We start from the raw sequence: 25,402 nt of genomic DNA on the forward strand, positions 1-25,402 counted from the left end.
CGCGTGGTTAGCGGGCGCTGCGGGAGGTGATGTAGCCGAGGGCGGCACCCACGAGGCCGAAAAGCACGGGCCACACCCAGAACAGGCCGAAGCCCAGCAGTGCCCCCACGGCTGCCGCAAGGAGAAGCAGCTCAAACAGGGCGGCCGCGAAGCGGTCCACGCGCAGCACGGGCCGCGGAGACAGGAAAAGTGCCCAGAGCAGCACGGAGAGCGCGAGCATGCCGAGCCCCGTGAAGATTCCGGGGAACGGGAGCGGCCACGCGAGGAAGCCCCAGATCGTGATGATGACGATCGCGGCGAGCTGGAACAGTCCCCGGACCAGCTGAAGTTTTGCGTTCGGGGCTGCGGGCTGAGAGGTGGAGCTAGTCACACCCTCTATGGTACCCGCTGCCCGCGGTCGGACTGACCGCGTCCGAGTCAGGGTTGCGGCCGCGTGGTACAGGAAATAGTCGACAAAGTGGTTCATTCAACTGCTGGCGGATACCGTATTAACATGGACCAAATGGGCGATCTCGGCGTGACTGTCCCGGCGCAGCTTGTGCGCGGGATCCGCGACGTGCGCGCGCTCGACGCCGCGGGTGCGTTCAGCGAGCCGCGCCGGATCACCTGGGTTGATGGCCGCTTCACCGAGCCAGCGCCCGAAACCGAGCCAGCTCCGGCCCAGGCGAAGGCGGCGGAAGAGCTCGACGGGACCGGGTTCTGGCTGATTCCCGGCCTCGTGGACACGCACGTGCACGCAGCTTGGCATGCCTTCAACGCCCCGGATCGTGCGGCGCTCGGCCCCGTCGCTACCGCGAGCGCGACCGCGGATGGCTTGGCCCGGACCCTGGCCGCCGGAATCACCCGGGTGCGTGACGCTGGCGGGCTGACTCCGGACGCACTCGCCGCCGTACCCGAGGGGCGGCGGCCCCGGGTGCAGCTTGCGGTGCGAATGCTGGATCGCGCCGCCGCGGACGCCGCGGGGGGCCTTGATGTCGCCGTAGAGGAGGCGCTTGCAGCGGGCGCGCGCTGGATCAAGCTCGTCGCCACGGCGGGCGTCGCGGCCCCGGCAGGGACCGGACTCGACCCGGTGTTCAGCGCGGCCGAGACACGCGACGCGGTGCGGCGAGCGGAACACGCGGGCGCGGGCACGATGGTGCACGCGTGGGGCGGCGAGGCCATTGACTGGGCGATCGACGCCGGGGCAACGAGCCTCGAACACGGTATCTTCCTGACCGCGGCGCAGGCTGTCCGCGCTGCCGATGCGGGACTCACCTTCGTCCCGACACTGCGGATTTACACCCTCGTGCGGCGCATGATCGCCGACGGTGCCCTGCCCTCTGCGTTCCGCGCCAGAGTCGACGAGGCGATCGCGGCGCACCCGAACGCAGTGCGCCGAGCGCGCGACGCGGGTCTTCCGATCGCCGTGGGAACCGACTCCGGCACCCCTGAACAGCACGGCTCCGCACGGCTTGAGTTCGATGCGCTCGTCGCGGCCGGGCTGACTCCGAGCGAAGCGCTCACCGCTGCTACCCGCTCCGGTGCGGAACTGCTGGACCGGGTCGCCCAGGACCCACGCGGCGCCGCGGCGCCCGGCAGGTCAGGAACCCTCACCCCCGGCGCGACCGCCGACGCGGTGCTGCTGCGGCGTGATCCGCGCGAACCCGGCGCGCTTTCCGACCCCACCACGATCGCTGCCGTGCTGGCCGACGGCGTGCTGCATGATCCCGCGACGCTGGACCCCCGGCGCGCCCATGAACCCACCCCACTCCGAGAGGACCCGAAGTGAACATCGCATTCCCCGCGAGGCGCCGCCGCCTCGCCGCTGCAACGACGGCGCTCGCCGCCGCGCTCCTGTTGTCCGCATGCGCGGGCGGCACCGCACCCGGCGCGGGCAGTGAGACGGCGAGCCCCGAGGTGGGCGGCACGCTCACCTTCGGCCGCGTCGCCTCCGCCAATGATCTCGACCTGAACCAGCAGATCACCGCGAACAACGCCTTCGCCATCGACAAGATTTTCGAGCCGCTTGTCAGCTTTGACGTGGACGGCAAGATCGTCCCGTGGCTCGCCGAGTTCGAGACGAACGAGGCCGGCACTGAGTACCGCTTCACGCTCCGTGAGGGGCTGAAATTCTCGGACGGCACCGACGTCACCCCGGAGGACGTGGTGTTCTCCCTGAACCGACATCTCGAGGTCGAGGGACCGCTCCCGCTCACCGCCCCGATTACGGAGATCGCGGCGAGCGGCGAGCGCGAGGTCACGATCACGCTGAGTGAGGCGTACACCCCGTTCCTCTCGGAGCTTGCGAGCTTCTCGAACGGCATTTTCCCGGCGAACTTCGGCGGCACTCCGGAGGCGGACTTCTTCCAGCAGCCGGTCGGGACCGGGCCGTTCGCGGTCAAGAGCTTCGACCCGAACGGTGACCTGGAATTCGTGAAGAACGAGCACTACTGGCAGGACGGAAAGCCGTACCTGGACGGGCTTGTCTACAAGGTCATCGCGGACGACGCGCAGCTCCGGCAGCAGCTGGCGGCCGGGCAGATCGACGCGATCGACACGGTGCCCGCCGCAAACGCCGCCGAAGTCTCCAGTGCGGCCGACACGGAGCTCTCGCAGACCCCCGGCTGGGCCACCGAGCAGGTGTTCTTCAACACGCAGCGCGAGCAGTTCGCTGACCGCAACGTGCGCCGGGCGATCGCGCACGCCCTCGACCGCGAGGGCATCACCGCGGCGACCACCTTCGAGACCGCGGAGGTCGCGAACGCGCTGCTGCCGCCGACGATCACGGACTCCGCGAACGACACGGTCACTCCGCTCAACTTCGACCTCGACGCCGCGAAGACGGAGCTCGCAAAGTCAGCGTACCCGGATGGCTTCGCCACCACCCTGCTCATCCCGAGCGGCAACGCGCAGCGCGCGCAGATCGCGCAGATCGTGCAGGAGTCGCTCGGCAAGATCGGGATCGACGTGACGATCGAGCAGCTCGACATCGCGGTGTTCCGTGAACGGTTCCGCGCCTACGACTACGACTTCATGCTCAACAGTGGGCAGTCTGATGCGCCGGATCCGAACGGCTTCATCACCTTCCAGGCCGACCCGGAGGGTTTCAGTAAGTCGTACTGGACACACTTCACCGATGAGCGGGTGACGAAGCTGATGCACGAGGGCCGCACCACTCCCGAGGGCGAGCAGCGCACCGAGATCTACGCGGAGATCCAGCAGATCCTCGCTGACGAGGTGCCGTACATCCCGCTGTTTTTCCCGGCGAGCCTGAAGGCGACCACGAGCGACGTGCACGGCTTCACTGTTCTTCCCAATAGCAGCGTCCTATTCCAGGACGTGTGGCTGGCGGGCGGTGGCGCGTAGCGCGCACGCCAGAATCACCCGCGACCCCGCGGACGCAACACGCGTCCGCGGGGTCGCGGCGCGACTACAGTGAGGACGTGGTGAGGACGGACGGACAGCAGCCGAACAGCGTGCGCGTTGCGTGGCGTACCGTGCTGCGCGCGGTGGGCCGCGTGCTCGCTCGGGTTGTCCCCGTGATGATCGGCGTGGTTGTCGCCGTGTTTTTCCTCCTTCGCATGGTGCCGGGGGATCCGGCGGCCATGATCCTCGGCGACCGTGCGACGCCGCAGTCGATCGCCGCGCTCCGCGTGCAACTGGGCCTCGATCTGCCGCTGTGGCAGCAGTTCACCGACTTCTGCTGGGGCCTGATCACCCGGTTCGACACGGGGAACTCCCTCGTCACCGGCGTCTCCACGCGTGAGTTGATCCTCGCGAAGGCACCCGTCAGCCTCGGCATCGTGGTGCTCGCCGTGGTGCTCGCGATCCTGATCGCGGTGCCGCTCGCGGTGACGGCCGCACTGCGCCAGGACGGCTGGGCCGATCACGTGATCCGCATCCTTCCCGCCGTGGGGATGGGGATGCCACTGTTCTGGATCGGCCTGCTGCTCATCATCGTGTTCGGGGTGCAGCTGCGCTGGTTCCCGGTTGGCGGTGTGGGGACGGGGCCCGGGGAGCCACTGCGCAGCCTGTTCCTGCCGGCGCTCGCTGTCGCGCTCGGGATGGCCCCGCCGCTGATCCGCTCGCTGCGTGCGCAGCTCATCGAGGTGCTGAACGCGGACTTTGTGACGACACTGCGGGCTGCCAGGGTCCCGGAGCGCCGGATCGTGTTTCGGCACGTGCTGCGCGGGGCAGCGCTGCCCACCCTGACGCTGCTGAGCGTCAACACTGCCTACTTGATCGGTGGCACGCTCGTCGTGGAGAAAGTGTTCGGCATCAACGGGCTCGGCACCCTGCTATTTCAGTCGATCGGGACGCGAGATTTCCCGGTGGTGCAGGGCATCGCGCTGTACTGCGCGGTGCTGGTGGTCGTGGTGACGACGCTCGCGGGGGTGCTGTCGGCGGTGCTGGATCCGCGCCTGCGCGCGGCGGACGCGGCGGACGCCCTGGCCGGTGCCGCGGACGCCCCAGCGCAGCTGCCCACGGGCGGGGCAGCACGGTGAGGGCCGCGAGCTGGCGGCGCGCTGCCGCATCTCCCGCGTTCGTGATTGGCGCGAGCCTTACCCTCGCGCTCCTCGCTGCGGCGTTCTTCGCGCCGGTGATCGCGCCCGCAGACCCCGCCGCGCAGAATCTCACGGGCGGCCTCCTGCCGCCCTCCGCCGAGCACTGGTTCGGCACGGACCAGCTCGGCCGTGACGTATTTTCGCGGATCCTGTTCGCCGCCCAAACCGATCTCCGGCTCGCGGTCACCGCGGCCTTTGCCCCGTGTGTTATCGGGGTCACGGTCGGATTGATCTCCGGATACTTCGGCGGAGCGACCGACTGGATTGCTGCGCGGGTTACCGACACGGTGATCGCGTTCCCCTTCTACGTGCTCGTGATCGCCATCGTCTTCGCCGTTGGCGCGGGGGAGGGCGGCATTATCCTCACCTTCGCGCTCGTCGGGTGGGTGGGGTACGCCCGCGTGCTGCGCGCCATGACGGCGGCACTGCGCGAATCCGGCTGGGTGCAGGCGGCCCGGGGCGGCGGGCTCTCCCACGCGCGGGTGCTGCTGCGCCACGTGCTGCCGAACGTGCTGCCGCAGGCAATCGTGCTGCTCGCTACCGAGATCGTCCTGATCATGGTCGCGATCGTGACGCTCGGCTATCTTGGACTCGGGATCCAGCCACCCACCCCGGACTGGGGCACCATGATCGCGGACTCCCAGCAGTTTGTGACGACGCACTGGTGGCTACCGACGTTCCCGGGCCTCGCGGTGGTGCTGACGGGAATCGCGTTCTCCCTGCTCGGCGACGGAATCGGGGACGTGCTGCGGCTCGATGCCGGGCGCGGAGGGCGTGCGCGGGGCCGGCGGGCGGCTCGGGCGGTCACGACAGCCGTGGCAGCGCCCGCAGCGCAAGGCACCGGAGCGATTCCCGCGGGAGCGGTGCGGGTGCGCGGGCTGCGCGTTGTGCCTGTGACGCACCTCGATGCGCCGCCGCTCGTCGACGGCCTCGACCTGGACGTCGCCCCGGGGGAAGCGCTCGGCATCGTCGGGGAGTCCGGTTCGGGAAAAAGCCTGACGCTGCGCGCACTGCTCGGCCTGCCGCCGCGCGGCGTGCGGGTCACGGCGTCGGAACTGCGGGTGGGCGGCCCCGTGGGAATGGTATTCCAGGATCCACTGACCGCGCTGGATCCGCTCACTCGGGTGGGCAGCCAGTTGCGTGCGGCGGTGCAGGCGAGTGCGCCCGCCGACGCGCCCCGGGACCGAACCCAGTCCACGGAGCGCGTCCGCGAGCTGTTGGAAGCGGTGCAGTTGCCGGATCCCGCCCGGATCGCACGTGCCTACCCGCACGAGCTCTCGGGCGGCCAGCGACAGCGCGTCGTTATCGCCCTCGCCCTCGCAGGGAACCCGGCGGTGCTGCTCTGCGATGAGCCGACCACCGCCCTCGACGTGACCGTGCAGCGGGGTGTGCTGGAGCTGCTCGACGAGCTGCGCCGCAACCGCGGACTGACCCTCGTGTTCGTGAGCCACGATCTCGCGGTGGTTGCGGAACTCTGCGAGCGAATTGTCGTGATGCGTGGGGGCCAAGTGATCGAGGCCGGACCGACCACACGCATCGTGCACACGCCGGGCACCGCGTACACTCGAGAACTCCTTGAATCCGTGCCGCGGCTCCCGGCGCTGGACACGTCTGCGCCGGTGCCCGTCTTGCGCCCTACCGACAGCCCCCCAGTGCTCGACGTCCGTGACGTGCGCGTCGCTTACGGGCGCACGCTCGCCGTCACGGGGGCCACATTCGCCCTCCCCGCCGGCACCGCGCTGGGCATCGTGGGCGAGTCTGGTTCAGGCAAAACCACCCTGGCCCGAGCGATCGCCGGCCAGCTGCGCACGGTGGGCGGCGAGATCCGGCTCGATGGCACGGTACTCGACCCGCGGCGCGGCATCAACGAACTGCGAGACATCCAGCTCGTCCCGCAAGATCCGACCTCGTCGCTCAATCCCAGACTCACCGTGCACGACACCCTGAGTGAACTCCTTCGGGTGCACCGCGTGGTGCCTCGACCCGAAGTGCCGGCCCGAGTGGGAGGGCTCCTGGAGCGCGTCCGGCTTGATCCGGCGCTCGCCGCCGCATATCCGCACGAACTGTCCGGGGGGCAGCGGCAACGCGTGGCGCTTGCACGTGCGCTGGCACTCTCCCCACGGGTTCTTGTGGCTGACGAGCCCACGAGCGCGCTCGACGTCGCAGTGCAGGCGAGCATTATCGAGTTGTTGGGGGAGCTGCAGCGCGAGTTGGGCCTCGGCATCGTGCTCGTCTCTCACGATCTCGCCGTCGTCAATGCGCTGTGTGATCAGGTGCTGGTGATGCGCGCGGGTCAGGTTGTGGAGACGGCGGGGCGTGAATTCTTCACGCACCCCGGCTCCGCATACGGCCGTGAACTACTCGCGGCGGTGCCCCGCTTGAGCTGAGATCCGGAGCGCCGGATCGCGCCTCCGCCCTCCCCACGCAGAATCGGCCGCGCTGAGGTGCCCCGGGATTGCTACGCTCGAAGCACAGATCTGTGAAAGGAGACACCCGTGGACGGCATCATGAACTGGTTGGACGGCCTGATCGACGGCTCGCTGCTCGCGGGCGGGGTGTTCCTGCTGATCGGGATCATCGGCGCCGTGCTGCTCCTGCTATCGCTTGTGCTCGACGGGATTTTCGACGCCTTCGACTTCGGCGACGGCCCGCTGAGCCTCACGACCATCGCAGCATTCACCGCCATCTTTGGTTTCACGGCCTTCGCGAGTGTGGGTGCCGGGATGGCGACCCCCGTGGCCGCGGTGGTGGGGGCCCTCGCCGGACTCGTGGGGGGTCTTGCCGCCTGGTGGCTCACCCGACTGATCCGCGGGGCCGAATCCACGACCGCGCTCAGCGGCGACGACCTCGTCGGCTCGACAGGTTCCGTGGTGCTCGCGATTCCCGCGGCCGGCCTGGGCGAGGTCGCGCTGACCCGCCACGGCGAGCGGGTGTCACTCTCGGCCTCAGCGGCCGACCCGATCCCGCGCGGAACGGCCGTGCGTATCGTGCAGGTCATCACCTCGACTTCGGTGCGCGTTGAGCCGATCACCGAGGCAGCATCCGAGCCGCCCACCGCACCACCCACGACGTAACCCCCCCCCCCCACCACCGAACGGAGACCGGATGTTCCTTGCAAGCCCGGCCATCATTGGCATCTTTGGCGCGGTCATCGCGCTGGTGCTGATCGCGCTCGTCATCATCAAGCGCTATCGCATCGCAAAACCCGATGAGGCAATCATCGTGACCGGGGGCAAGGGGAAAGAAGTCGTCGACGCGACGGGCCAGCGCTCCCGTGATCTCTCCGGCCAGAAGGTCGTGACCGGCGGCGGCGTCTTTGTTGTCCCGTTTGTCCAGAAGTCCTTCACAATCTCGCTGCGTTCGCGCCGCCTCTCGATCACGACCGAGGCGCAGACAACGGACGGCATTACAATCCAGGCGCAGGCCGTCGCGGTCGTCAAGGTCGGCGGGACTCAGGAAATGATCCGCGCTGCCGCACAGCGATTCCTCTCGAACTCGGACGAGATCGACGAGTCCACGCAGGAAGTGCTCTCGGGTTCGCTTCGTTCGATCATCGGTGGGCTCACGGTGCTGCAGATCATCCGCGACCGCGCGGTCGTCGCGCAGAGTGTGCTCGAGGCAGCCGAAGAAGCGCTCACGAAGCAGGGGCTCGTTGTCGATACGCTGCAGATTCAGGAAATCCGCGACGGGGTTGAATACATCGTCAATATTGGTCGCCCGGAGTCCGCGAAGGTGCGCCAGGCCGCAGACATCGCCGAGACAAACGCGTATCAGGCATCCCAGGAGGCCAAGATCGCCGCGGAGCGTGTGCTGCTCGACCGCAATCGCGAGCTGAAGTTGCGCCAGGCCGAGATTCAGGTGGAGACCGACAAGGCAAACGCGCAGGCTGGCGCTGCCGAGCCGCTCGAGCAGGCGATTCAGCAGCAGGCGATTGTTGAGCAGCAGCAGATCACCGCGCAGCGTGAGGTCGCCCTGCGCACGGAGAAGCTGAACGCCGACGTGCGTGCGGTCGCCGAGGCTGAGGCGTACCGTGTCGAAGCGCTCGCAAAGGCTGAGGCCGCCGCCGCCGTGTCGGCTGCTGACGGACGGGCACAGTCGGTGGAACGCGAGGGGCTCGCGAGCCGCTCGGCGCGTATCGCCGCGTCCGAGGCGCTCGAGGCTGAGGGCCGGGCTGAAGCCGCGGCCCTCGAAGCGAAGGGTACGGCTGAGGCCGCCGCGATCGACGCGCGTGCTCGTGCGCTCGAGACGCAGTCGCAGGCCGTGCTGGCGCAGGAACTCATCCACCTCCTGCCGCAGATCGCGGGCGAGTACGCGCAGGCGATTGGTGCCATCGACAACATGACTGTGGTGTCCGCCGACGGCACCTCGAAGCTCGCCGGCGACGCGATGGGAAACATCAAGGGCCTGCTCGAGATGGCGCGGGAGACCGTGGGCATCGACCTCGTGGGGATGCTGAATGGCGCGGTGACGGGTGGCGCTGCTGGCGCTGCTGCGGGACGTGCCGCGAACTCGGCACAGCCGACAACTGTGGTGGTGCCCGAGCGCGCAGACGAACCGGCGCACGCGGCCTCCGTGCCCGTGCAGAGGACCGCACCGGAAGCCCCGGCCGCCCCCGCCGTTCCGGCAGATGCGCCGGAGGCACAGGCCGACCGGGCAGAATAGAGGCATGGTTCCCCGCTCAGCCCGCTCGATGACCGCGGAGGTCGACTCCGTGCTCGGACCGGCCCCCGCGAGCTACGCGCAGCCGGAGGTCGTGGTGGTGCGCTTTCGCCGCCACGGCCGCCGGCTCGTGCTGCCCGTCGTGGTGCTGTGTGTTGTCGCGGCTGTAGCGGGGTTCTGGGTGGGGCGACTTCCCGAGGGATGGATGAACCTCGCCGCTGCCGCCGGTGCCGTGGCTGTGGGCGTGCTTCTGGGCGTCGCTCCGATCCTGTCCTGGCTGGCCGGGCGCACCACCGTCACGACGCGACGCGTGATCGTGCGTAGCGGCCTGTTTGTGCGCCACCGCTCGGAGCTGGCCCTCGCGCGCGTGCGTGAGGTCCGGCAGCGGCGGGGCCTAGGGCAGCGCCTGTGGGGGACCGGCAGCATCGACCTCCTGCATGGCGCCGAGCGCCTGGTGCTCCAAGATGTTCCGGGGGTGGGCGATACCGCCGAGGCCCTGCAGGAGCTGATGGAGCGGAGCTTCGCGGTGGAGAGTCGCCTGCAGCGCGCGAGTGCGGCGGCCTTCCCGGAACACCTGGGCGGCACCGGGGTCTAGCCCCTGCTTGGCCAGCCCGGCGCAACAGGCTCCGCCCAACAGGTGGCATTTTCGCCTACCCGAGCGAGATTCCCCGATAATTCGGTGGGGCCAGATAAATTGCCTCGATGAGGCGGGGTGCGCTAGCTCGTGCGGGCGATGAGGATGTCGATGAGGTTTCCTGCGATCCCGACGAGGCGCGCGATCTCGTTTTCATCGCGGTCGATCCACCGGCACTCGGGGTCGCCGACAGGCACGAAGTCCTCGTGACGCTCCCAGACCATCAGCGTGCGCTCCGCACCGAGCACATACTGCTGCCACCAAATCTGCCGCAGATACTGGCGCGGGATCGTGCGCCACTCCTTGTTCGTGGTCTTGATCTCGGCGAGCTCCAGCGACCCGGTCTCGCGCTGCGTGAGCCCGTCGGGGGTCGCGAGGTGCCGCATGTCTGCTGCGGCGTGGAACAGGGCCTGGCTCGGGGCGATGCCGTACTCCCGCAGCACCCAGGCGGCAATCTCCGGTTCGCGCGCCTTTCCGTGTTCGGTGTACACGTTTCCCGTGAAACGGCTCCCGTGGAGCTTCTCGTGCGCGGCGCTCTCGAGCGAGCGAGGCGTCGAGAGTTTCGCGACGTCGGTGGCCGTGATTCCCTGTGCTCGGGCTCTGAGCCAGGCAAACCGATCAGTTCCGTCGGTGACCACGCGGGCAAGATGATGGGGAATCGGAGCGGACACCCGTATAGTCTCCCACGACCCCGCGTGTGTGTTGGAGATGGCTGTGAGCTGGCACACAGGCGCGGCCCAGGTGACGCTGGGCTAGGGGTCAGACAAGCCCGGTAGGATTTCAAGCGAAGTTCCTGCTGGATACCGCAGTTGCCGGGCCAGAGAACACGCCAGCCGAATGGACGTTCCCCCCATACGCGTCGCATTCGTGATTCCCTACGCATATCCCCCAGAGAGAAGACACTGAGACTTATGGATTCACAACACCTCACCCGAGCAGACGGAGGGAAGATCAGGGCGCTCGTCGTCGATGACGAAGAGTCGATCACGCAGTTGATCGCCATGGCCCTGCGTTACGAGGGCTGGGAAGTGGAGACCGCGGAGACCGGTCAGGACGCCACGGATAAGATCGCGAGCTTCCGTCCGGATGTTGCGGTCCTCGACATCATGCTGCCCGACTTCGACGGCATGCAGCTGCTCTCGCGTATCCGCGCGGCGGGCGAAATGTTCCCGGTACTGTTCCTCACCGCACTCGACTCCGTCGAAGACCGCGTCAACGGCCTGACAGCTGGCGGCGACGACTACGTCGTGAAGCCGTTCAGTCTCGAAGAGCTCATCGCGCGCCTCCGCGGACTCGTGCGCCGCTCGCAGATCACACTCGCGCAGCAGGCCGATCCGGTGCTGCGCATCGGCGACCTGACGCTCAACGAGGACAGCTACGAAGTAGAACGCGGCGGTGAGCCGATCACGGTCACTAACACCGAGTTTGAGTTGCTGCGGTACCTCATGCGCAACCCCAACCGGGTTCTCTCCAAGGCGCAGATCCTGGATCGGGTCTGGGCGTACGACTTCTCCGGAAAGTCCACGGTTGTTGAGCTCTACATCTCCTACCTGCGGAAGAAGATCGACGCCGGCCGTTCGCCCATGCTGCACACCGTGCGCGGGGCTGGCTACATGCTGAAGGCCGCGGCTCCCACTCAGGGCTAAGCTGCCGTCACTCGGATCCCCCGAAGAGAGCCCACTGAGCACTCTTCGGGGGATCCGTAGTTTTTGGCGAGGTTGACCCGATTCGTCCCGATTCCGTGCAGAATCTGCGTTTTCTCTGGACTCCGTCTTCTAAGCTGAGACCCATGATGTTGACGGGGAACCGGGGCCTGACCACCGCGGAAGCGGAACGGCGTTTCGCCGACGGCCAGGGAAACGTGACCCCGAACGGTTCGAGCCGATCCCTGTGGGAGATCCTCGCGGCGAACGTGTTCACGCTGTTCAACGGAATCGTGTTCGCCGGTTTCGGGGTGCTCCTCGCCCTGGGGCGCTGGCAAGACGCCCTCTTTGGCCTGCCTGCCCTGTTCAACACCGTGATCGGGGTTGTGCAGGAGTTCAACGCCAAACGTACTCTGGACCGGCTCGCCGTGCTCAACGCCCCCACTGCCCGCGTGCTCCGCGATGGCATCGCGGTGGAGATCCCGCTGGATCGCGTGGTGCTTGGCGACCTGCTCGTGTTACAAACGGGCGACCAGATCACCGCGGACGCCCGCGTCGTCGAGAGCGATCACCAGGGACCCAGTGGGCTGGAGATCGACGAGTCACTCCTCACGGGTGAGTCTGATCCGATCCGGAAGCGGCCCGACGACGAGGTGCTGTCGGGGTCGAGCGTCGTGGGAGGCAGCGGCACCGCCGAAGTCGTGCGCGTGGGTGCCGACTCGTATGCAGCGAAGCTCACCGCAGAAGCGCGTCAGTTCTCGCTCGTGCGCTCCGAGCTGCGCGGCAGTATCGACCGCCTGCTGAAGTGGGTGACCTGGGCGCTGGGGCCGATGATTCTGATCGTCGCGAACGGGCAGATGCAGGCGCAGGGCGGCTGGGAGGCCGCGATCGCGAGCGGCCACTGGCGTGAAGCCGTCGTCGGGGCCGTCGCGGCAGTCATCGCGATGGTGCCGCTCGGGCTTGTGCTTGTGACGAGCATCGCCTTCGCCGTGAGCGGAGTCACACTTGCCCAGCGACAGGTCCTCATCCAAGAGCTGCCCGCGGTGGAGGGGCTCGCGCGCGTTGACGCACTCTGCCTGGATAAGACAGGCACGCTCACGACCGGGGAAATGGCCTTTGATCGCGCCATCCCGCTGCGCTCGGTCCCCGGTTGGGATGGCATCCTGGGGCATATGGGCGCGGCCCCGGACGCGAACGGCACGGCGCGCTGCCTGGCTGCTCCGTTCGGCGACGCCACCGCCCCGCACGCGCCCGAGGTGATCCCGTTCGACTCCGCGCGCAAGTGGAGCGCGCTCGTGATCGCGGCACCGCTGGATCAGGCGCGCCCGGACGCACCCGCCGCCGGGACATGGGTACTGGGGGCTCCGGAGTTCGTACTTGATGCGAAGTTGGATCCACGAGTTGCTGACGCGCTGCGTGAGGCTGGTCGGCTCGCGGACGCCGGATCACGCACGCTTGTGCTCGCGCACAGCCCGGTTCGCCCCCCGGCGGGTGAACAGCCTGAGCTGCCGGAGGAGCTCCTCCCCGTCGCGCTGTTGACCTTCCATGAGGAGGTCCGTGAGGATGCCGCCCAGACGCTCCGTTACTTCGCGGAGCAGGGGGTCGACGTGCGCGTCATCTCCGGGGACGACCCGCGCACGGTCGCCGCGGTCGCCCGCAAGGTGGGGCTCGACAGCGCAACGGCGCGCGACGCGCGGACGCTCCCCGAGGACCTCGACGAACTCGCCGAGGTGATGGAGCAGGAGCGCGTATTCGGCCGGGTCACGCCGCGCCAGAAGCTCGACATGGTGCGGGCACTGCAGCGCAAGGGGCACGTCGTTGGAATGACCGGCGACGGGGTGAACGACGCGCTCGCAATCAAGGAAGCCGATCTTGGCATCGCAATGGATACCGCGGCACAGGCGACAAAGGCGGTCGCGCGACTCGTGCTCCTCGACGGTCGCTTCGACCGAATGCCGGGCGTTGTTGCCGAGGGGAGGCGCGTCATCTCGAACATCGAGCGCGTCTCGATGCTGTTCCTCACAAAGACGACGTACGCCTTTGCCATCGCGGTGGTGTTCGGACTGCTCGCCTGGAGTTTCCCGTTCCTGCCCCGTCAGCTCTCCATCACCGACGGCCTCACGATCGGGATCCCCGCGTTTTTCCTTGCGCTGATGCCGAATGCTGCGCGGTACCGCTCAGGATTCCTGAAGCGGTCGCTCGCCTTCGCGATCCCCGCGGGTCTTGTGGTGACGCTCGCCATTATCGCCGTTCATATCGGGGCGTCCCGGATCGCGGAGTACAGCGGTATGGAGCTGCAGTCGGCGTCAACGCTGACTCTGGCGGGAATCGCGCTCTGGGTGCTGGCGGTGCTGGCTCGGCCGATCCACCCGTTCCGGGTGCTGATCGTGGTGGCGATGTACGCCGGTCTCGCGCTTGTCTGGGTCATTCCCTTCCTCCGCGATTTCTTCCAGGTCACGTGGCTGCCCACCGAGCTGGGGCTGCTGGTCCTCGGAGTCGTCGGTGTTGGCGTTGTGCTCGTCGAGGTGCTGCGCGCCTGGCACGTGCGCGCAACGCGGCGTGCCGAAGGTGTGCTACAGTAGTCCCTGGCCATAGACCGCCGGTAGGGTCCGCAAGGATCCCGGAACGTCTGCGAACGCAGAGACCAGCGCAGGTACTGAACTCCTTGAGTGGCGGATTCAATCCCAACTTCTCGAAGCTCCGTGCGTGCGCGCCGGAGCTTTTTTCATTGAATTGAGCTCCTGCGGCACGGCCCCCAGGTGGCATCCGCCGCGTGGGTACAACAAGCTAGGGAGCGCCATGGCAACGAAGGACGCTACGGTCGCCGATCTTCAGCAGAAGTTTGAAGAGTCGAGCGCCGTTCTGCTGACTGAGTACCGCGGTCTCACGGTTGCTCAGCTGCAGGAACTCCGCAACAGCATCCGCGAGCACGCGACATACGCTGTGGCGAAGAACACGCTCACCAAGATTGCGGCCAACAACGCCGGAATCACCGCATTCGATGCCGAGCTCGCGGGTCCCTCCGCGCTCGCTTTCGTTCACGGTGACACCGTCGCGGTCGCAAAGGCACTGCGTGACTTCGCCAAGGCAAACCCTCTTTTGGTGGTGAAGGCGGGCTACTTCGATGGCAAGCCTCTGACCGCCGCTGAGGTAGGCAAGCTCGCCGATCTCGAGAGCCGTGAGGTGCTGCTGGCTAAGGCCGCAGGCGCCATGCAGGCCTCGCTCGTCGGTGCAGCTCAGCTGTTCAACGCTCTGCCCGCCAAGGCCGCACGCGGCTTCGGCGCGCTGCAGGAGAAGCAGGACGCGTAAGGATCGGCTCACGCCGTTTCACGTATTACACACCCGCCTGAGGCACGCACGTGCGCAGGCAAACATCAAGGAGATACATCATGGCTAAGCTTTCGACTGAAGAGCTGCTCGAGCAGTTCAAGGGCCTCACCCTCATCGAGCTCTCCGACTTCGTGAAGGCCTTCGAGGAGACCTTCGACGTGTCGGCTGCTGCTCCGGTTGCTGTTGCTGCTGCTCCGGCTGCTGCTGCTGAAGCTGTCGAGGAGAAGGACGAGTTCGACGTCGTCCTCGAGTCGGCTGGCGACAAGAAGATCCAGGTCATCAAGGTTGTGCGCGAGCTCACCGGCCTGGGCCTCGGCGAGGCAAAGGCTCTCGTTGAGGAAGCACCCAAGAACGTGCTCGAGGGCGCGAAGAAGGATGCTGCCGAAGAGGCAAAGGCAAAGCTCGAAGAGGCAGGCGCGGGCGTCAAGCTCGTCTAAGTCTTTTCGCTTTCGCGATCACAGGGGGCCGCTCGATCGAGCGGCCCCCTGCTGCGTTTTTCGCCGTGTAGTTAGACGGTGAAGCGCACTTCCGCGCCCAGCTCCCCACCACCGGGCATATCATCCCGCCGCAGTACGAGCACCCGCCCGCCGTGCGCAAGAACCTGCGCGGCGATGTCATCGACGATGCTGCGGCCGGGGGTGTCTACGCTCGCAACCGCCCCGGATTCTCGATCCAACGTCCCGCTCGGGTGGGCGTCGAGCGCCACGTACAGCGTGGCCACGGCCCCCGCGATCGCGGAGCGGGCTACGTCGGTGAGATCGGTGACGGCGCGTCCCGAAGCGCGCCGCGTTTCGAATCGATCAGCAAGTGCGCTCAATTCCGCGGCATAGTGCGCGTCGAGGATGCAACGCGCGGCCTCGTCGAGATCCGCCGCGCTCCGGTCATCCGGATTGCCCTCGATTGAGGTCGGGAGGAGATTTGCCGCCGAAGTGACCGAGCGGAAGGCACCGTCGAGTGGCTGCGTGGTGGCCAGGATCAGCGGATGCGGATTGCCGCGCAACGCCGGAATTACCGCGCGATCGACGGCCCGCGCATACGCGAGCAGCCGCGCGGTCTGGCCCTCCGGCCCGTGCAGCCGGCGGCGGTGCGAGTCCACACCGGGGTCTTCCACGTTGAACGCGTCCAAGAGGTCCGTCGGGAGCTCCGCCACGGGAAGCTCGGTGCCGCGATGGTCGGGCCCGATGGCGATGAGTCGGACCGCATTCTGACTCAGCGCAAGCACCGTGGCTTCGTGCGGGAAGGTGAGCGTGCGGAGGATCGGGACGACGCGGAACTGCTCACCCGCGAACCACTCGGTTTCGAGTTCATTCGGGAGCCTGTAGCTGATTGTGCGTTCCGGGCCCGCGAACACCACAAGACTGTTCGAGAGGTACCGCCACAGGTGGCTGTCATCGTGAAGGTCGCGGAGCCCCGCCTCGGTGAGGGCGATTTCGGCGGGGTCCCCGCCGATCTCAGTGAGGCGCGCTATTGCCTGCGAGATGAGCGTGCCAAACGTAATGCGGTTCGCTTCCGCCTCGGTCGTCACCGGCGTCGTCCGCAGGACGATTGTGACGAGATTCGGACGTGACACTGCTGCGAGTTGCTGGATCTCCGAGTGCTGCGGGATATCAGTGTGCACCGATGGGCCCCTTTCCGTTGTCGCGGCGGGGATCCGTTGCCGTGCCCCCATCGCACCGTGAACCCTCTCCCGGGGCTCCCGGGAGAGGCCTACCGCCTACTCTGCCTGACGGAGCCGGAAAAAGGAACGGCCAATCGATCAGGGTGTGCGATACGTAACGATGCGTGCCGACTACTGCACGCCGTCGAACTCCGGGTGTACGCTCGGTTTCACCTGCTGGGGGATGGTATTCTTGCCCACTGCTCTGTCGTGTGCAATCCGCGTTCCCCGCGGGAATCGCGGCGATCTGTGCCCACTGAAAGGAGCCCTGTGGCGCTCATCTCTCTGACTTTGCGACATGCAAAGACCTACTGGCCGTTCGTGGCTATGGTGTTGGTGCTCCAGCTCCTCTCCACGATCGCCGCGCTGTGGCTGCCCAGCCTCAACGCCCAGATCATCGACAAGGGCATCACCCAGGGTGATACCGACTTCATCTGGCGCACGGGCGGATTCATGCTCATCGTCGCGTTGGGCCAGCTCATTACCGCTGTGGCCGCCGTGTACTTCGGGGCGCGTACCTCGATGGGGATGGGGCGCGACCTGCGCCGCGAGGTCTACCGCAAGGTTGATTCGCTGAGCACGCTGGAAGCGACGAAGTTTGGCGCGGGAACGCTCATCACCCGCGGCACAAATGATGTCCAGCAGGTGCAGATGCTCGTGCTGATGACCCTGAACTTCATGGTGTCCGCGCCGATCATGGCGATCGGCGGCGTCATCATGGCACTCCGTGAAGACGCGGGAATGTCCTGGCTTGTCTGGGCCTCCGTCGCGGTGCTCGCGGTGATCGTGAGCTTCCTCGTGTGGTTGTTGCTGCCGCTGTTTCGGACGATGCAGGATCGCGTGGACACGATCAACGGGGTGCTGCGGGAGCAGATCATGGGTATCCGCGTCGTGCGCGCGTTTGTTCGCGAGAACTTCGAAGCGGATCGCTACGAGCGGGCCAACCGCGGCATCACTGACGTCTCGGTAAAGGTTGGCAACATCTTTGTGCTGATGTTCCCGGTCATCATGATGGTGCTCCACGTCGCGACGGCAGCGGTGCTGTGGTTTGGCGGGCATCGGGTCGAGGCAGGCGTGGTGCAGGTAGGCTCGCTCACCGCGTTCCTCCAGTATCTGCTGCAGATCCTGATGGCCGTGATGATGGGCGTCTTCATGACCATGATGATCCCGCGTGCCGTTGTGTGTGCGGAACGTATTCGTGAGTTGCTCGATACCGAATCGAGCCTGACGTTCCCGGAGGCGGCGTCGGCGCCGACCCCCGCGGCCGGGCGTATCGAGTTTTCCGGAGTCACGTTTGGGTTCCCCGGGGCCGAACAGCCGGTGATCCGAGACGTCAGCTTTACCGCTGAGGCCGGGAAGACGACCGCAATCGTCGGGTCGACCGGGGCCGGGAAGACTGTGCTCCTGAACCTCATGCTGCGACTGTACGATCCGCAGCAGGGCACGATCACGATCGATGGGAGCCCCGTCTCGGCCCTCACCCGGGGGCAGCTCGCGGAGACGGCGAGCCTGGTGCCGCAGCGACCCTATCTGTTCTCAGGGACGATCGGCTCAAATCTCAGGTTCGGCAAGGCGGATGCAACGGAGGACGAGCTCTGGGAGGCGCTGCGCGTGGCGCAGGGCGACGACTTTGTCCGCGAGAAGGAACTCGGTCTCGAGGAGCCCGTCTCGCAGGGTGGCACGAGCGTGTCTGGTGGGCAGCGCCAGCGCCTATCGATCGCCCGAGCACTCGTCGCCAAGCCGCGCGTGTACCTGTTCGACGACTCATTCTCTGCGCTCGACGTGGCAACGGACGCGCGCCTGCGGGCCGCGCTTCCCAGCGCGACGGAGGGGGCGACCACGATCATCGTGGCACAGCGCGTGTCGACGATCACGGAAGCCGATCAGATTCTCGTGATTGAGGGCGGCGAGATTGTGGGGCGCGGCACTCACGCGCAACTGCTGGAAACCAGTGAGGTGTACCAGGAGATTGTGCGATCGCAGCTTGAAGAGGCGGAGGCGGCCTAATGGCGAAATCGGATCGGAAGTCCGCGAAGAAGGCGGCCGTCGAGGAGTTTGAGCTTCCCGACGATTATCAGCCCGACAATGACGACTGGGGTGGTCAGCCCGCGAAGAAGGCGAAGCACTTCTGGCCTGCCGCGAAGCGTCTGGTGGGGTTGCTTGCGCCCGAAAAGTGGCTGTTCTCGCTCGTCGTGCTCCTGGTGATTGGCTCGGTCGTACTCACCGTCATTGCCCCGAAGATCCTGGGTCAGGCGATGGACGTGATCTTCAACGGAATCCTGGGCAAGGATCTCCCCGCCGGCGTGCCGCTTGATCAGATCGTCGCGGCGGCCCGTGCCGCGGGCGAAGACAGCTATGCGGACATGCTCGAGGGCTCGCAGCTGGTGCCGGGCGAGGGGATCGACTTCGCTCGTCTCGGCCAGCTGATCCTCATCGTGTTGGGCCTGTACCTTGTCGCATCGTTCCTGATGTGGCTGCAGGGTTTCCTGCTGAACAAGCTTGTCATGCGCGTTGTGTACACACTGCGCCAGGACATTGAAGCGAAGATCAACAGGCTTCCGCTGAGCTTCTTCGATGGCCGCCAGCGCGGTGATGTGCTCTCCCGGGTGACGAACGACGTGGACAACATCCAGCAGGCACTCCAGCAAGCGCTTTCGCAGCTCGTACAGTCGCTCCTAATGGTCATCGGTATCACCGCGATGATGTTCGCGGTGTCGTGGCAGCTGGCGTTGCTCGCGCTCGTCGCACTTCCGCTGTCCGGCATCATCGCCGGCGTGGTTGGCGTCCGCGCGCAGAAGCTCTTTGTGGCGCAGTGGAAGTACACGGGCGATCTGAACGGACACATCGAGGAGTCCTTCACTGGGCACGAGCTTGTCCGCATCTTCAACCGGGACACCGAGATGACCGAGGAGTTCGACCGTCGCAATGAGGGGCTGTTCAGCGCGGCGTACCGCGCCCAGGCGCTGTCGGGCACCATTATGCCCGCGATGCAGTTCGTGCAGTACCTCAGCTACGTGCTCATTGCGGTCGCCGGCGCCCTGCGCGTCACGGCGGGGCAGATGACTCTCGGTGATGTCACCGCCTTCATCCAGTACTCGCGCGAGTTCGCCCAGCCCATCGGCGAGATGGCGGGCATGGCAAACATGCTGCAATCTGGCGTCGCCTCTGCGGAGCGCACCTTTGAGCTGCTCGATGCGGACGAACAGGACCCCGATACCGAAGAGGCATCGCTGCCGGATCGCACTGACGGGCACGTTGTATTCGAGGACGTGAGCTTTAGCTACGATCCGGAGCAGCCGCTCATCGAACACCTGTCGCTCGAGGCCAGCCCCGGGCAAACCGTCGCGATCGTCGGTCCGACCGGCGCGGGCAAGACTACGCTTGTCAACCTCGTCATGCGGTTCTACGAGCTGAACAGTGGTCGGATCCTGCTGGACGGCATCGACATCACCCAGCTGTCGCGTGCCGAACTCCGCGGCCACGTCGGCATGGTGCTGCAGGACGCGTGGCTGTTTGAGGGCACCATCCGGGAGAACATCCGGTACGGCCGCTTGGACGCGAGCGATGACGAGGTTGTGGCGGCTGCGCAGGCCACGATGGTTGATCGCTTCGTGCGCCAGCTGCCCGAGGGGTATGACACGGTCATCACCGAGAACGGCTCTTCGCTCTCGGCAGGTGAGCGACAGCTGCTCACCATTGCCCGCGCGTTCATCGCGCAGCCGTCGTTGCTGATCCTCGACGAGGCAACCTCGTCCGTGGACACGCGCACCGAGGTGCTTGTGCAGCAGGCAATGAGCGCACTCCGCACGGACCGCACGTCGTTTGTGATCGCGCACCGACTCTCCACGATCCGCGATGCCGACATGATCCTCATGATGGAGCGTGGGCACATCGTGGAGCAGGGTTCGCACGTCGAGCTGCTCGAGCGGCGCGGTGCGTACTACGCGCTGTACCAGGCACAGTTCGCCGGTGAGGTTGACGAGGCTCACGCCGAGGAACTGCTGACGGGGGCGGTGCCGGTGGCGACCACAGGTGCCGTGCCGGTCGTGGGGGAGTCCGGCGAGGCGGGGCAGTAGCCCGTGTGAGCGACCGGGATCCGGAGCGCCCCGCATGACACGCGTCATGCGGGGCGCTCCGCCTGTTTGGCAGCGCACAAGTGTCCAGAAAGTAAAGACTCGCGTTAATGTTGGACGCCGTCCCAAACTTTCAGTAGTCTCGGTACGTTACATCAGAGTTGATACCCCTGAACTGAGAGGTGGGCCACATGCGGGCACCCGTCTGGAGAGGGCTCGCGGTATGTGCCACGATCCCCATTGCGTTGATGATGCTCGGCCCCGCCGCGCACGCGGAGGAACCCGTGGGAGAAGGCCAGTCGGTCACCCTCACGGAGCGAATCGTTGAGGCCGCCGAGGCTGGGGCGACCACGCCCAGCGAGCTCTCCGCCGAGGTCGCCCTGCCCGTCGAGGGCGGCGGCAGCCTGAGCTTCGACGCGGCCGAGCGCATCGTCGCGACGGTGATCTTCGCGCAGGCCCCCACTGGCGCGGACCGCGCGGCACTCGCCACGATCGCGGAGATCGACACCGACCTCGCCCCCTTCCCGGCCTTCACAGTACGCGTTGATCCGGCGCAGCTGGGCGCGCTCGGCTCGCTCCCCGGTGTGGTGAGCGCGGCCCCCGCACTCAGCCCGTTCACCGGCGCGGACTTCCGCGCCGAAACGCCCCGAGCTGCAACTGACGCCCCGGCGGCAGCCTGTGGGCCGATCCCGATCGAGGCGGACAGCCCGCTGCGCTCCGCGGAGGCGCGGGCGAAGTTCGGCGTCGACGGCACCGGCGTCACGGTTGGCGTGATCTCCGACTCGTTCGCCCAGGTGGCGGCACCCACCTCGTGGCAGGACGACGTGGCGTCCGGCGCGCTGCCCGGGCCGGGGAACCCGTGCGGACGCGAATTGCCCGTTGAGGTCCTGTTTGATGGGGCTCCGGGATCGAGCGACGAGGGGCGTGCGATGGCGCAGCTCGTGCACGGCATCGCTCCGGGGGCGCGCATCCTCTTCGCGGACTCCGGGAGTAGCGACATCGAGATGGCGAACCACATCGTGGCGCTCCAGGAGGCCGGCGCCGACGTCATCGTCGACGATATCTCCTGGACGCAGGAGACCCTGTATCAGCAGGGCTTCATCTCCGGAGCAATCGAAGAAGTGAAGTCGCGCGGCGTTGCGTACTTCACCTCGGCGGGAAACTCGAACGCCGTCGGCTCCGTTGGGGAGAGTGCCGGTCGTCCCATTTCGTCATGGAGCACCACGGCGTACCGTCCCACCGAGTGCCCGGAATGGATGGTGACCGGGGATGATGATCCGCTGAGTGGGGCCACCGGGATCGATTGCCTCGATTTTGACCCGAGCGACTCCGTGGCGACGCCGTATGACACGCTGCACACGCTGGGGCAGCCCGGCGAGGATGACATCACGGTGCAGCCGATCGGTTCGATCGGGGAACCGCTGTTCGGGGTGACCACCAACTACGAGTGGCGGTACTACGCTGTGGATCCCGCAACCCAGGAGCCGGAACTCATCGGCCTCGTCCCGCAGATCAGCGCCGAGTTTCCCGGAATGTCCGGGAAAGTGCAGGTACCCCGGGGGGCCGAGATCCGCATGGTGATGGTGCGCACGGCGCACGATCCCGCGGCGCCGCTGCCGGCGGTCACCATCAGCTTCATGCGCGGCGGCCCCGCGTTCACCGACCGCGCCCACCTGGGTGACGGTGTGACCGACATCGTCGGCCCGAGTACCTTTGGGCACAGCGCGGACGGATCCGGGCTGAGTATCGCGTCGCTGCACTGGGACGAACCGGAAACGGTTCGAGGCTATAGTTCGCTCGGATCTGCCACCCTGCGGTTTGAGCCCGTCAGCCTGCAGGTGCCGACGCCGTCGGCCCCGCTGCCGAACCCGGTGCGCGTGCCCACGCCGCATATTGCCGCCGTTGACGGCACGCAGACCACGTTCTTTGGTGAGGACGAAGGGGAAGGGGAGGGCCCGGAGTACCGCTTCTATGGAACCTCCGCGGCAGCCCCGAACGCTGCTGCGATCGCCGCGCTCGGCAAGTCCTATGCCCCCAACGTCGGTGGAGCGGAGCTCAGCGCGCTGATTCAGGACACCGCGCGTGGCACCGCCGAGGGCGGTCCAGTCAACCCGTATCTCGCCGTCGGTCACTCCGACACCGACGTGTTCGGTGCCGGCATCGTGGACGCGATGGGCCTGCTCGAAGCACTGCCCGCCGCGCCCGTCGGACCCGCCGCCCCCACCGGTCTCCGTGCGACTGACGTGACCGCGAGTGGTTTTGTGTTGGGCTGGGACTCGGTGGCCGGAGCCGCGAGCCTGCGCGTTGAGCTCCTGCCCGGAGCAGACGAGCAGGCGGCGGGTGCTGCCGGTGCCGCGGACACAAGCGCCGATCAGGCCCCCGCACCGCTCGCAAGCGTTGAAATGCCCGCGGACGCGACGGGTCATCGTTTCACCGATCTTGCTGCGGACACGGCCTACCTGGTGCGCGTGACCGCGGTGGGTGCCGAGGGGCAGACCGCAGCGTCGACGCTGCCAGTGCGCACGGTTGCGGCCGAGGTACCCCCGAAGCCCGAGCCGAAGCCCGAGCCAGTTGTTCCCCCGAAGCCCGAGCCGCAGAAGCAGGCGCGGGGGCCGCTGGCCCAGACCGGTGGCGGATCCGGGTTGCCGTTCATCCTGGCCGGCGGAGTGCTGCTGCTCGTGGGTGCGGCGACGATCGCTGTGGTTGCGACGCGGCGACGGTCCGCGCTTGCGCTGAGCGGCGACGCGCCCGAGGGCGCGGGTGCGCGACGCGAGGCGGGTGAATAGTCCGCTAGACTAGAACGGCTCCCTACGTGGCGCTATCTCGAGGAACTCCCCCAGGTCGGAAACGAAGCAAGGGTACTCGGGCTCTAGCGGGTACGTAGGGAGTCTTTCTTTTCTCCCGCGGTCGGTCCGGAGGCCTCGGGGGCGCGTGGCTCACCCATGTCGCGCGTCGCTCACACAGTCGGAGATTCACGGAATCCGCGGAGATTTTCTCCCTGAAACCGGGCATAGGTGCAGGATCTCCGGGGTTTCGGTGATCGCGGCCGGGCGGCCGGGCCTGGGGATCCGGGGCGCAGCTTTGGCAGACTCGCCCTAGTGCTCGGGCCAGGCCGCCGCGAGCTTGGTCATGAGGCGGGCGAGTTCGCGCCGTTCCGCGGGGTCGAACTGTTCGAGTGCCACGAGCATGTCCGCCCGCTGTCGCCCCCGGAATCCGTGCACCGCCTGCTGGCCTGCCTCGGTGAGTCGGACGCGGGTGCGACGCGCGTCCTCCGGGTCTGCCTCTCTGACTGCGAAGTCGCGCTCGACGGCTTGCTGCACCAGGCGTGAGGCGCGAGGCTGATCGACGCCGATCCGCTCGGCGAGTTCGCTGATGCTCAGCGCCTCGGTCGCGTGTGCGAGCTGCCCGAGGAGGCGGAGGAGGGCGGGGCCGCCAAAGCCCCCGCGAGGACCGGGGCCGCCGCTGCGCCCGAAACCGGGGCCGCGGCCTGGCTCGAATCCGGGGTGCCCGCCGTTGCCGTGGGGGAGCCGTGCTCCGTGGACGTCCCGGGATTCGTGGAAGTTTCCGGGCCAGTGGGCACCTTCGGGGTCGTGGCGGCGGGGATCCCCGCCGAACTCCGGGCCGCCGGCTCGTCCGGGGCCGCCTCGGTGTCCGCGGCGACCGCGCAGCCGGGCAAGGGCAGCCACGATCTGATCGGCCTCGGGGCCGGCGTCCGCTGGCGCGGGATCGGGAACAGTGCTGGTCATGCAGATATTTTACATGCCCCTTGACATGCATGTGGTTTCCATGTCACACTACATATACATGCACAATGACATGCAACTCCGGCGGGAAGGACTCCCGCCCCTCGAAAGGACTTCTTCATGACGAACTCTCATGACTTCTCAGATACTCCGGCAACTCCCGCAACTCCCGCTGCCTCGGAGCGCTCGCTCCGGTACTGGCTCAAGGCAGTGGACGCGCTCATCGCCCAGGAGCACGCTCAGCGTTTCGGGGCAGAGCGCGCGACCCGGCGGGACCTGCGGATCCTGACCGCGATCGCCGAGCCCGAGTCGGTTCCCGCCGAGCTGCGGGCCCGCCTCGACCGCGGGGGCAAGCGCGTGTTCGCGCTCGCCGAGCGCGGCTGGATCATCCGCAGCGGCGGGGGCTGGCAGCTCACCGCCGAGGGTGAGACGGCGCGTGTGCGGCTCACTACCGCCGCGCAGGAGACGCGGGACCGAGTCACCGGTGCCGCCTCCCCGGAGGACCTGGCGACCACCCGATCCACCCTCGAGGCCATCGCCCGCGAGCTCGGGTGGACCGAGGACACGCGCCTGCCCCGCCGCGGCCACCGCCACCCGCACGGCTTCCGTGGGCGTGGTGAGCGCGGCCGCTTCGGCGGGGAGCACCACCACAACGGCCATGCCCCGCGCCCGGACCACTGCTCGCACTCGGAGCGCGCGGGCGGCTGGGCCAGCGACCGCCGCGAGTGCGGCACGCCAGCGGATCACCGCACCGGGCGCGGCCGTGGCCACGGACATGGACACGGCCACGGACACGGGCACGATCAGGGATTCGGCCCTGACACCGGATGGGGCCGCGACGCCGACTGGGGCCGCGGGCCCCGCGACGGCCACGGCGCTGACCGGGGCTTCTCGGGCCGTGGTCACGGGCACGGTGCCGGTCGCGCCGCCTTCGAGCGCGGCTACTCGGCGGGCTTCGTGGCCGGACACGGTGTTTCGGACGCGCGCTAACCGGGGAGGGGCACGGTCGCGGGTGCGGACGCGCCCGGTCCAAGCTCGGACTCCTCGAGGGGCCGGATCAGGGGTGGAAGCCCCGATCCGGCCCCTCGCCGTTTCTGGTCTGTGACGAGCGCTGCGGGT

General features: G+C 67.6%; 19 protein-coding genes and 1 other RNA gene. 16 read left to right on the forward strand and 4 right to left on the reverse strand.

Translation table 11 applies throughout. From position 1 onward, the window contains the following. Positions 1-7 precede the first annotated feature (7 nt). The gene (locus FM113_RS05525; protein ID WP_176387087.1) at positions 8-370 is read right to left on the reverse strand and encodes a DUF2568 domain-containing protein; all 363 of its coding nucleotides are present in this window, start codon (positions 368-370) and stop codon (positions 8-10) included. Positions 371-493: 123 nt separating this feature from the next. On the opposite strand from FM113_RS05525, the gene FM113_RS05530 reads away from it, so the two are divergent. From FM113_RS05530 to FM113_RS05560, 7 genes are all read left to right on the forward strand, one after another. Further along, on the forward strand, positions 494-1,768 hold the full coding sequence (locus tag FM113_RS05530; protein ID WP_254908886.1) for an amidohydrolase family protein: 1,275 nt from the start codon (positions 494-496) through the stop codon (positions 1,766-1,768). Then, the gene (locus FM113_RS05535; RefSeq protein WP_087012355.1) at positions 1,765-3,345 is read left to right on the forward strand and encodes an ABC transporter substrate-binding protein; all 1,581 of its coding nucleotides are present in this window, start codon (positions 1,765-1,767) and stop codon (positions 3,343-3,345) included. Before FM113_RS05530 ends, FM113_RS05535 begins: the two co-directional genes overlap by 4 nt. A 77-nt stretch (positions 3,346-3,422) precedes the next feature. Then, positions 3,423-4,484, forward strand: a complete 1,062-nt coding sequence (locus FM113_RS05540) for an ABC transporter permease (RefSeq protein ID WP_254908887.1) — start codon at positions 3,423-3,425, stop codon at positions 4,482-4,484. Continuing rightward, positions 4,481-6,931: an ATP-binding cassette domain-containing protein gene (locus FM113_RS05545; RefSeq protein ID WP_140393291.1), complete on the forward strand. Its 2,451-nt coding sequence runs from the start codon at positions 4,481-4,483 to the stop codon at positions 6,929-6,931. Before FM113_RS05540 ends, FM113_RS05545 begins: the two co-directional genes overlap by 4 nt. 108 nt (positions 6,932-7,039) lie before the next feature. Continuing rightward, positions 7,040-7,618: an NfeD family protein gene (locus FM113_RS05550; protein WP_087012358.1), complete on the forward strand. Its 579-nt coding sequence runs from the start codon at positions 7,040-7,042 to the stop codon at positions 7,616-7,618. Between the two features lie 31 nt (positions 7,619-7,649). After that, complete coding sequence (locus tag FM113_RS05555) at positions 7,650-9,206, forward strand: flotillin family protein (RefSeq protein ID WP_087012360.1); 1,557 nt, start codon at positions 7,650-7,652, stop codon at positions 9,204-9,206. 4 nt (positions 9,207-9,210) lie between these two features. Then, positions 9,211-9,798, forward strand: a complete 588-nt coding sequence (locus FM113_RS05560; RefSeq protein ID WP_254908888.1) for a PH domain-containing protein — start codon at positions 9,211-9,213, stop codon at positions 9,796-9,798. 122 nt (positions 9,799-9,920) lie between these two features. Here FM113_RS05560 and FM113_RS05565 read toward each other — a convergent pair whose 3' ends face one another. Beyond that, positions 9,921-10,508 (reverse strand): YqaJ viral recombinase family protein, encoded by a 588-nt coding sequence (locus FM113_RS05565; RefSeq protein ID WP_087012362.1) that lies wholly within the window; start codon positions 10,506-10,508, stop codon positions 9,921-9,923. 240 nt (positions 10,509-10,748) lie between these two features. On the opposite strand from FM113_RS05565, the gene FM113_RS05570 reads away from it, so the two are divergent. The 4 genes from FM113_RS05570 (at position 10,749) to rplL (ending at position 15,247) form a co-directional block, all read left to right on the forward strand. Next, the gene (locus tag FM113_RS05570; RefSeq protein WP_087012364.1) at positions 10,749-11,483 is read left to right on the forward strand and encodes a response regulator transcription factor; all 735 of its coding nucleotides are present in this window, start codon (positions 10,749-10,751) and stop codon (positions 11,481-11,483) included. A gap of 143 nt (positions 11,484-11,626) precedes the next feature. Further along, positions 11,627-14,062 (forward strand): HAD-IC family P-type ATPase, encoded by a 2,436-nt coding sequence (locus FM113_RS05575; RefSeq protein ID WP_087012366.1) that lies wholly within the window; start codon positions 11,627-11,629, stop codon positions 14,060-14,062. A gap of 217 nt (positions 14,063-14,279) precedes the next feature. Beyond that, positions 14,280-14,789 carry a 50S ribosomal protein L10 gene (gene rplJ, locus FM113_RS05580; protein ID WP_087012369.1) on the forward strand — a complete coding sequence of 170 codons (510 nt, stop codon included), beginning with the start codon at positions 14,280-14,282 and terminating at the stop codon, positions 14,787-14,789. 80 nt (positions 14,790-14,869) lie between these two features. Next, positions 14,870-15,247 (forward strand): 50S ribosomal protein L7/L12, encoded by a 378-nt coding sequence (rplL, locus tag FM113_RS05585; protein WP_087012371.1) that lies wholly within the window; start codon positions 14,870-14,872, stop codon positions 15,245-15,247. A gap of 71 nt (positions 15,248-15,318) precedes the next feature. Here the strand turns inward: rplL and FM113_RS05590 are convergent, their stop codons facing one another. Next, the gene (locus FM113_RS05590) at positions 15,319-16,428 is read right to left on the reverse strand and encodes a hypothetical protein (protein ID WP_087012375.1); all 1,110 of its coding nucleotides are present in this window, start codon (positions 16,426-16,428) and stop codon (positions 15,319-15,321) included. 309 nt (positions 16,429-16,737) lie between these two features. Here FM113_RS05590 and FM113_RS05595 point away from each other — a divergent pair, with 309 nt between their 5' ends. The 4 genes from FM113_RS05595 to ffs all read left to right on the forward strand — a co-directional run bounded on the left by FM113_RS05595 (position 16,738) and on the right by ffs (position 23,436). After that, positions 16,738-18,474 carry an ABC transporter ATP-binding protein gene (locus tag FM113_RS05595; protein ID WP_087012377.1) on the forward strand — a complete coding sequence of 579 codons (1,737 nt, stop codon included), beginning with the start codon at positions 16,738-16,740 and terminating at the stop codon, positions 18,472-18,474. Beyond that, complete coding sequence (locus tag FM113_RS05600; protein WP_087012379.1) at positions 18,474-20,543, forward strand: ABC transporter ATP-binding protein; 2,070 nt, start codon at positions 18,474-18,476, stop codon at positions 20,541-20,543. The genes FM113_RS05595 and FM113_RS05600 overlap by 1 nt, the downstream gene beginning before the upstream one ends. 188 nt (positions 20,544-20,731) lie before the next feature. Next, positions 20,732-23,326, forward strand: coding sequence for a S8 family serine peptidase (locus FM113_RS05605; RefSeq protein ID WP_087012380.1), 2,595 nt, complete (start codon positions 20,732-20,734; stop codon positions 23,324-23,326). A gap of 13 nt (positions 23,327-23,339) precedes the next feature. After that, positions 23,340-23,436: signal recognition particle sRNA small type (gene ffs, locus FM113_RS05610), an RNA gene on the forward strand. A gap of 199 nt (positions 23,437-23,635) precedes the next feature. Here the strand turns inward: ffs and FM113_RS05615 are convergent. Then, entirely contained in the window at positions 23,636-24,286 is a 651-nt protein-coding gene (locus tag FM113_RS05615; protein WP_087012382.1) for a MarR family winged helix-turn-helix transcriptional regulator, read from the reverse strand. A gap of 117 nt (positions 24,287-24,403) precedes the next feature. Here FM113_RS05615 and FM113_RS05620 point away from each other — a divergent pair, with 117 nt between their 5' ends. Beyond that, entirely contained in the window at positions 24,404-25,273 is an 870-nt protein-coding gene (locus FM113_RS05620) for a hypothetical protein (RefSeq protein WP_087012384.1), read from the forward strand. The last annotated feature ends 129 nt before the right edge of the window (positions 25,274-25,402 follow it).

The organism is Leucobacter sp. 7(1), from assembly GCF_900163635.1.
Taxonomy (GTDB): domain Bacteria; phylum Actinomycetota; class Actinomycetes; order Actinomycetales; family Microbacteriaceae; genus Leucobacter.

Excerpts from the sequence above, each read along its gene's own strand:
- FM113_RS05530 (WP_254908886.1), top strand. The coding sequence starts at position 494 with ATGGACCAAATGGGCGATCTCGGCGTGACTGTCCCGGCGCAGCTTGTG.
- FM113_RS05555 (WP_087012360.1), top strand. The coding sequence starts at position 7,650 with ATGTTCCTTGCAAGCCCGGCCATCATTGGCATCTTTGGCGCGGTCATC.
- FM113_RS05560 (WP_254908888.1), top strand. The coding sequence starts at position 9,211 with ATGGTTCCCCGCTCAGCCCGCTCGATGACCGCGGAGGTCGACTCCGTG.
- FM113_RS05570 (WP_087012364.1), top strand. The coding sequence starts at position 10,749 with ATGGATTCACAACACCTCACCCGAGCAGACGGAGGGAAGATCAGGGCG.
- FM113_RS05575 (WP_087012366.1), top strand. The coding sequence starts at position 11,627 with ATGATGTTGACGGGGAACCGGGGCCTGACCACCGCGGAAGCGGAACGG.
- rplJ (WP_087012369.1), top strand. The coding sequence starts at position 14,280 with ATGGCAACGAAGGACGCTACGGTCGCCGATCTTCAGCAGAAGTTTGAA.
- rplL (WP_087012371.1), top strand. The coding sequence starts at position 14,870 with ATGGCTAAGCTTTCGACTGAAGAGCTGCTCGAGCAGTTCAAGGGCCTC.
- FM113_RS05600 (WP_087012379.1), top strand. The coding sequence starts at position 18,474 with ATGGCGAAATCGGATCGGAAGTCCGCGAAGAAGGCGGCCGTCGAGGAG.
- FM113_RS05605 (WP_087012380.1), top strand. The coding sequence starts at position 20,732 with ATGCGGGCACCCGTCTGGAGAGGGCTCGCGGTATGTGCCACGATCCCC.
- FM113_RS05615 (WP_087012382.1), bottom strand. The coding sequence starts at position 24,286 with ATGACCAGCACTGTTCCCGATCCCGCGCCAGCGGACGCCGGCCCCGAG.
- FM113_RS05620 (WP_087012384.1), top strand. The coding sequence starts at position 24,404 with ATGACGAACTCTCATGACTTCTCAGATACTCCGGCAACTCCCGCAACT.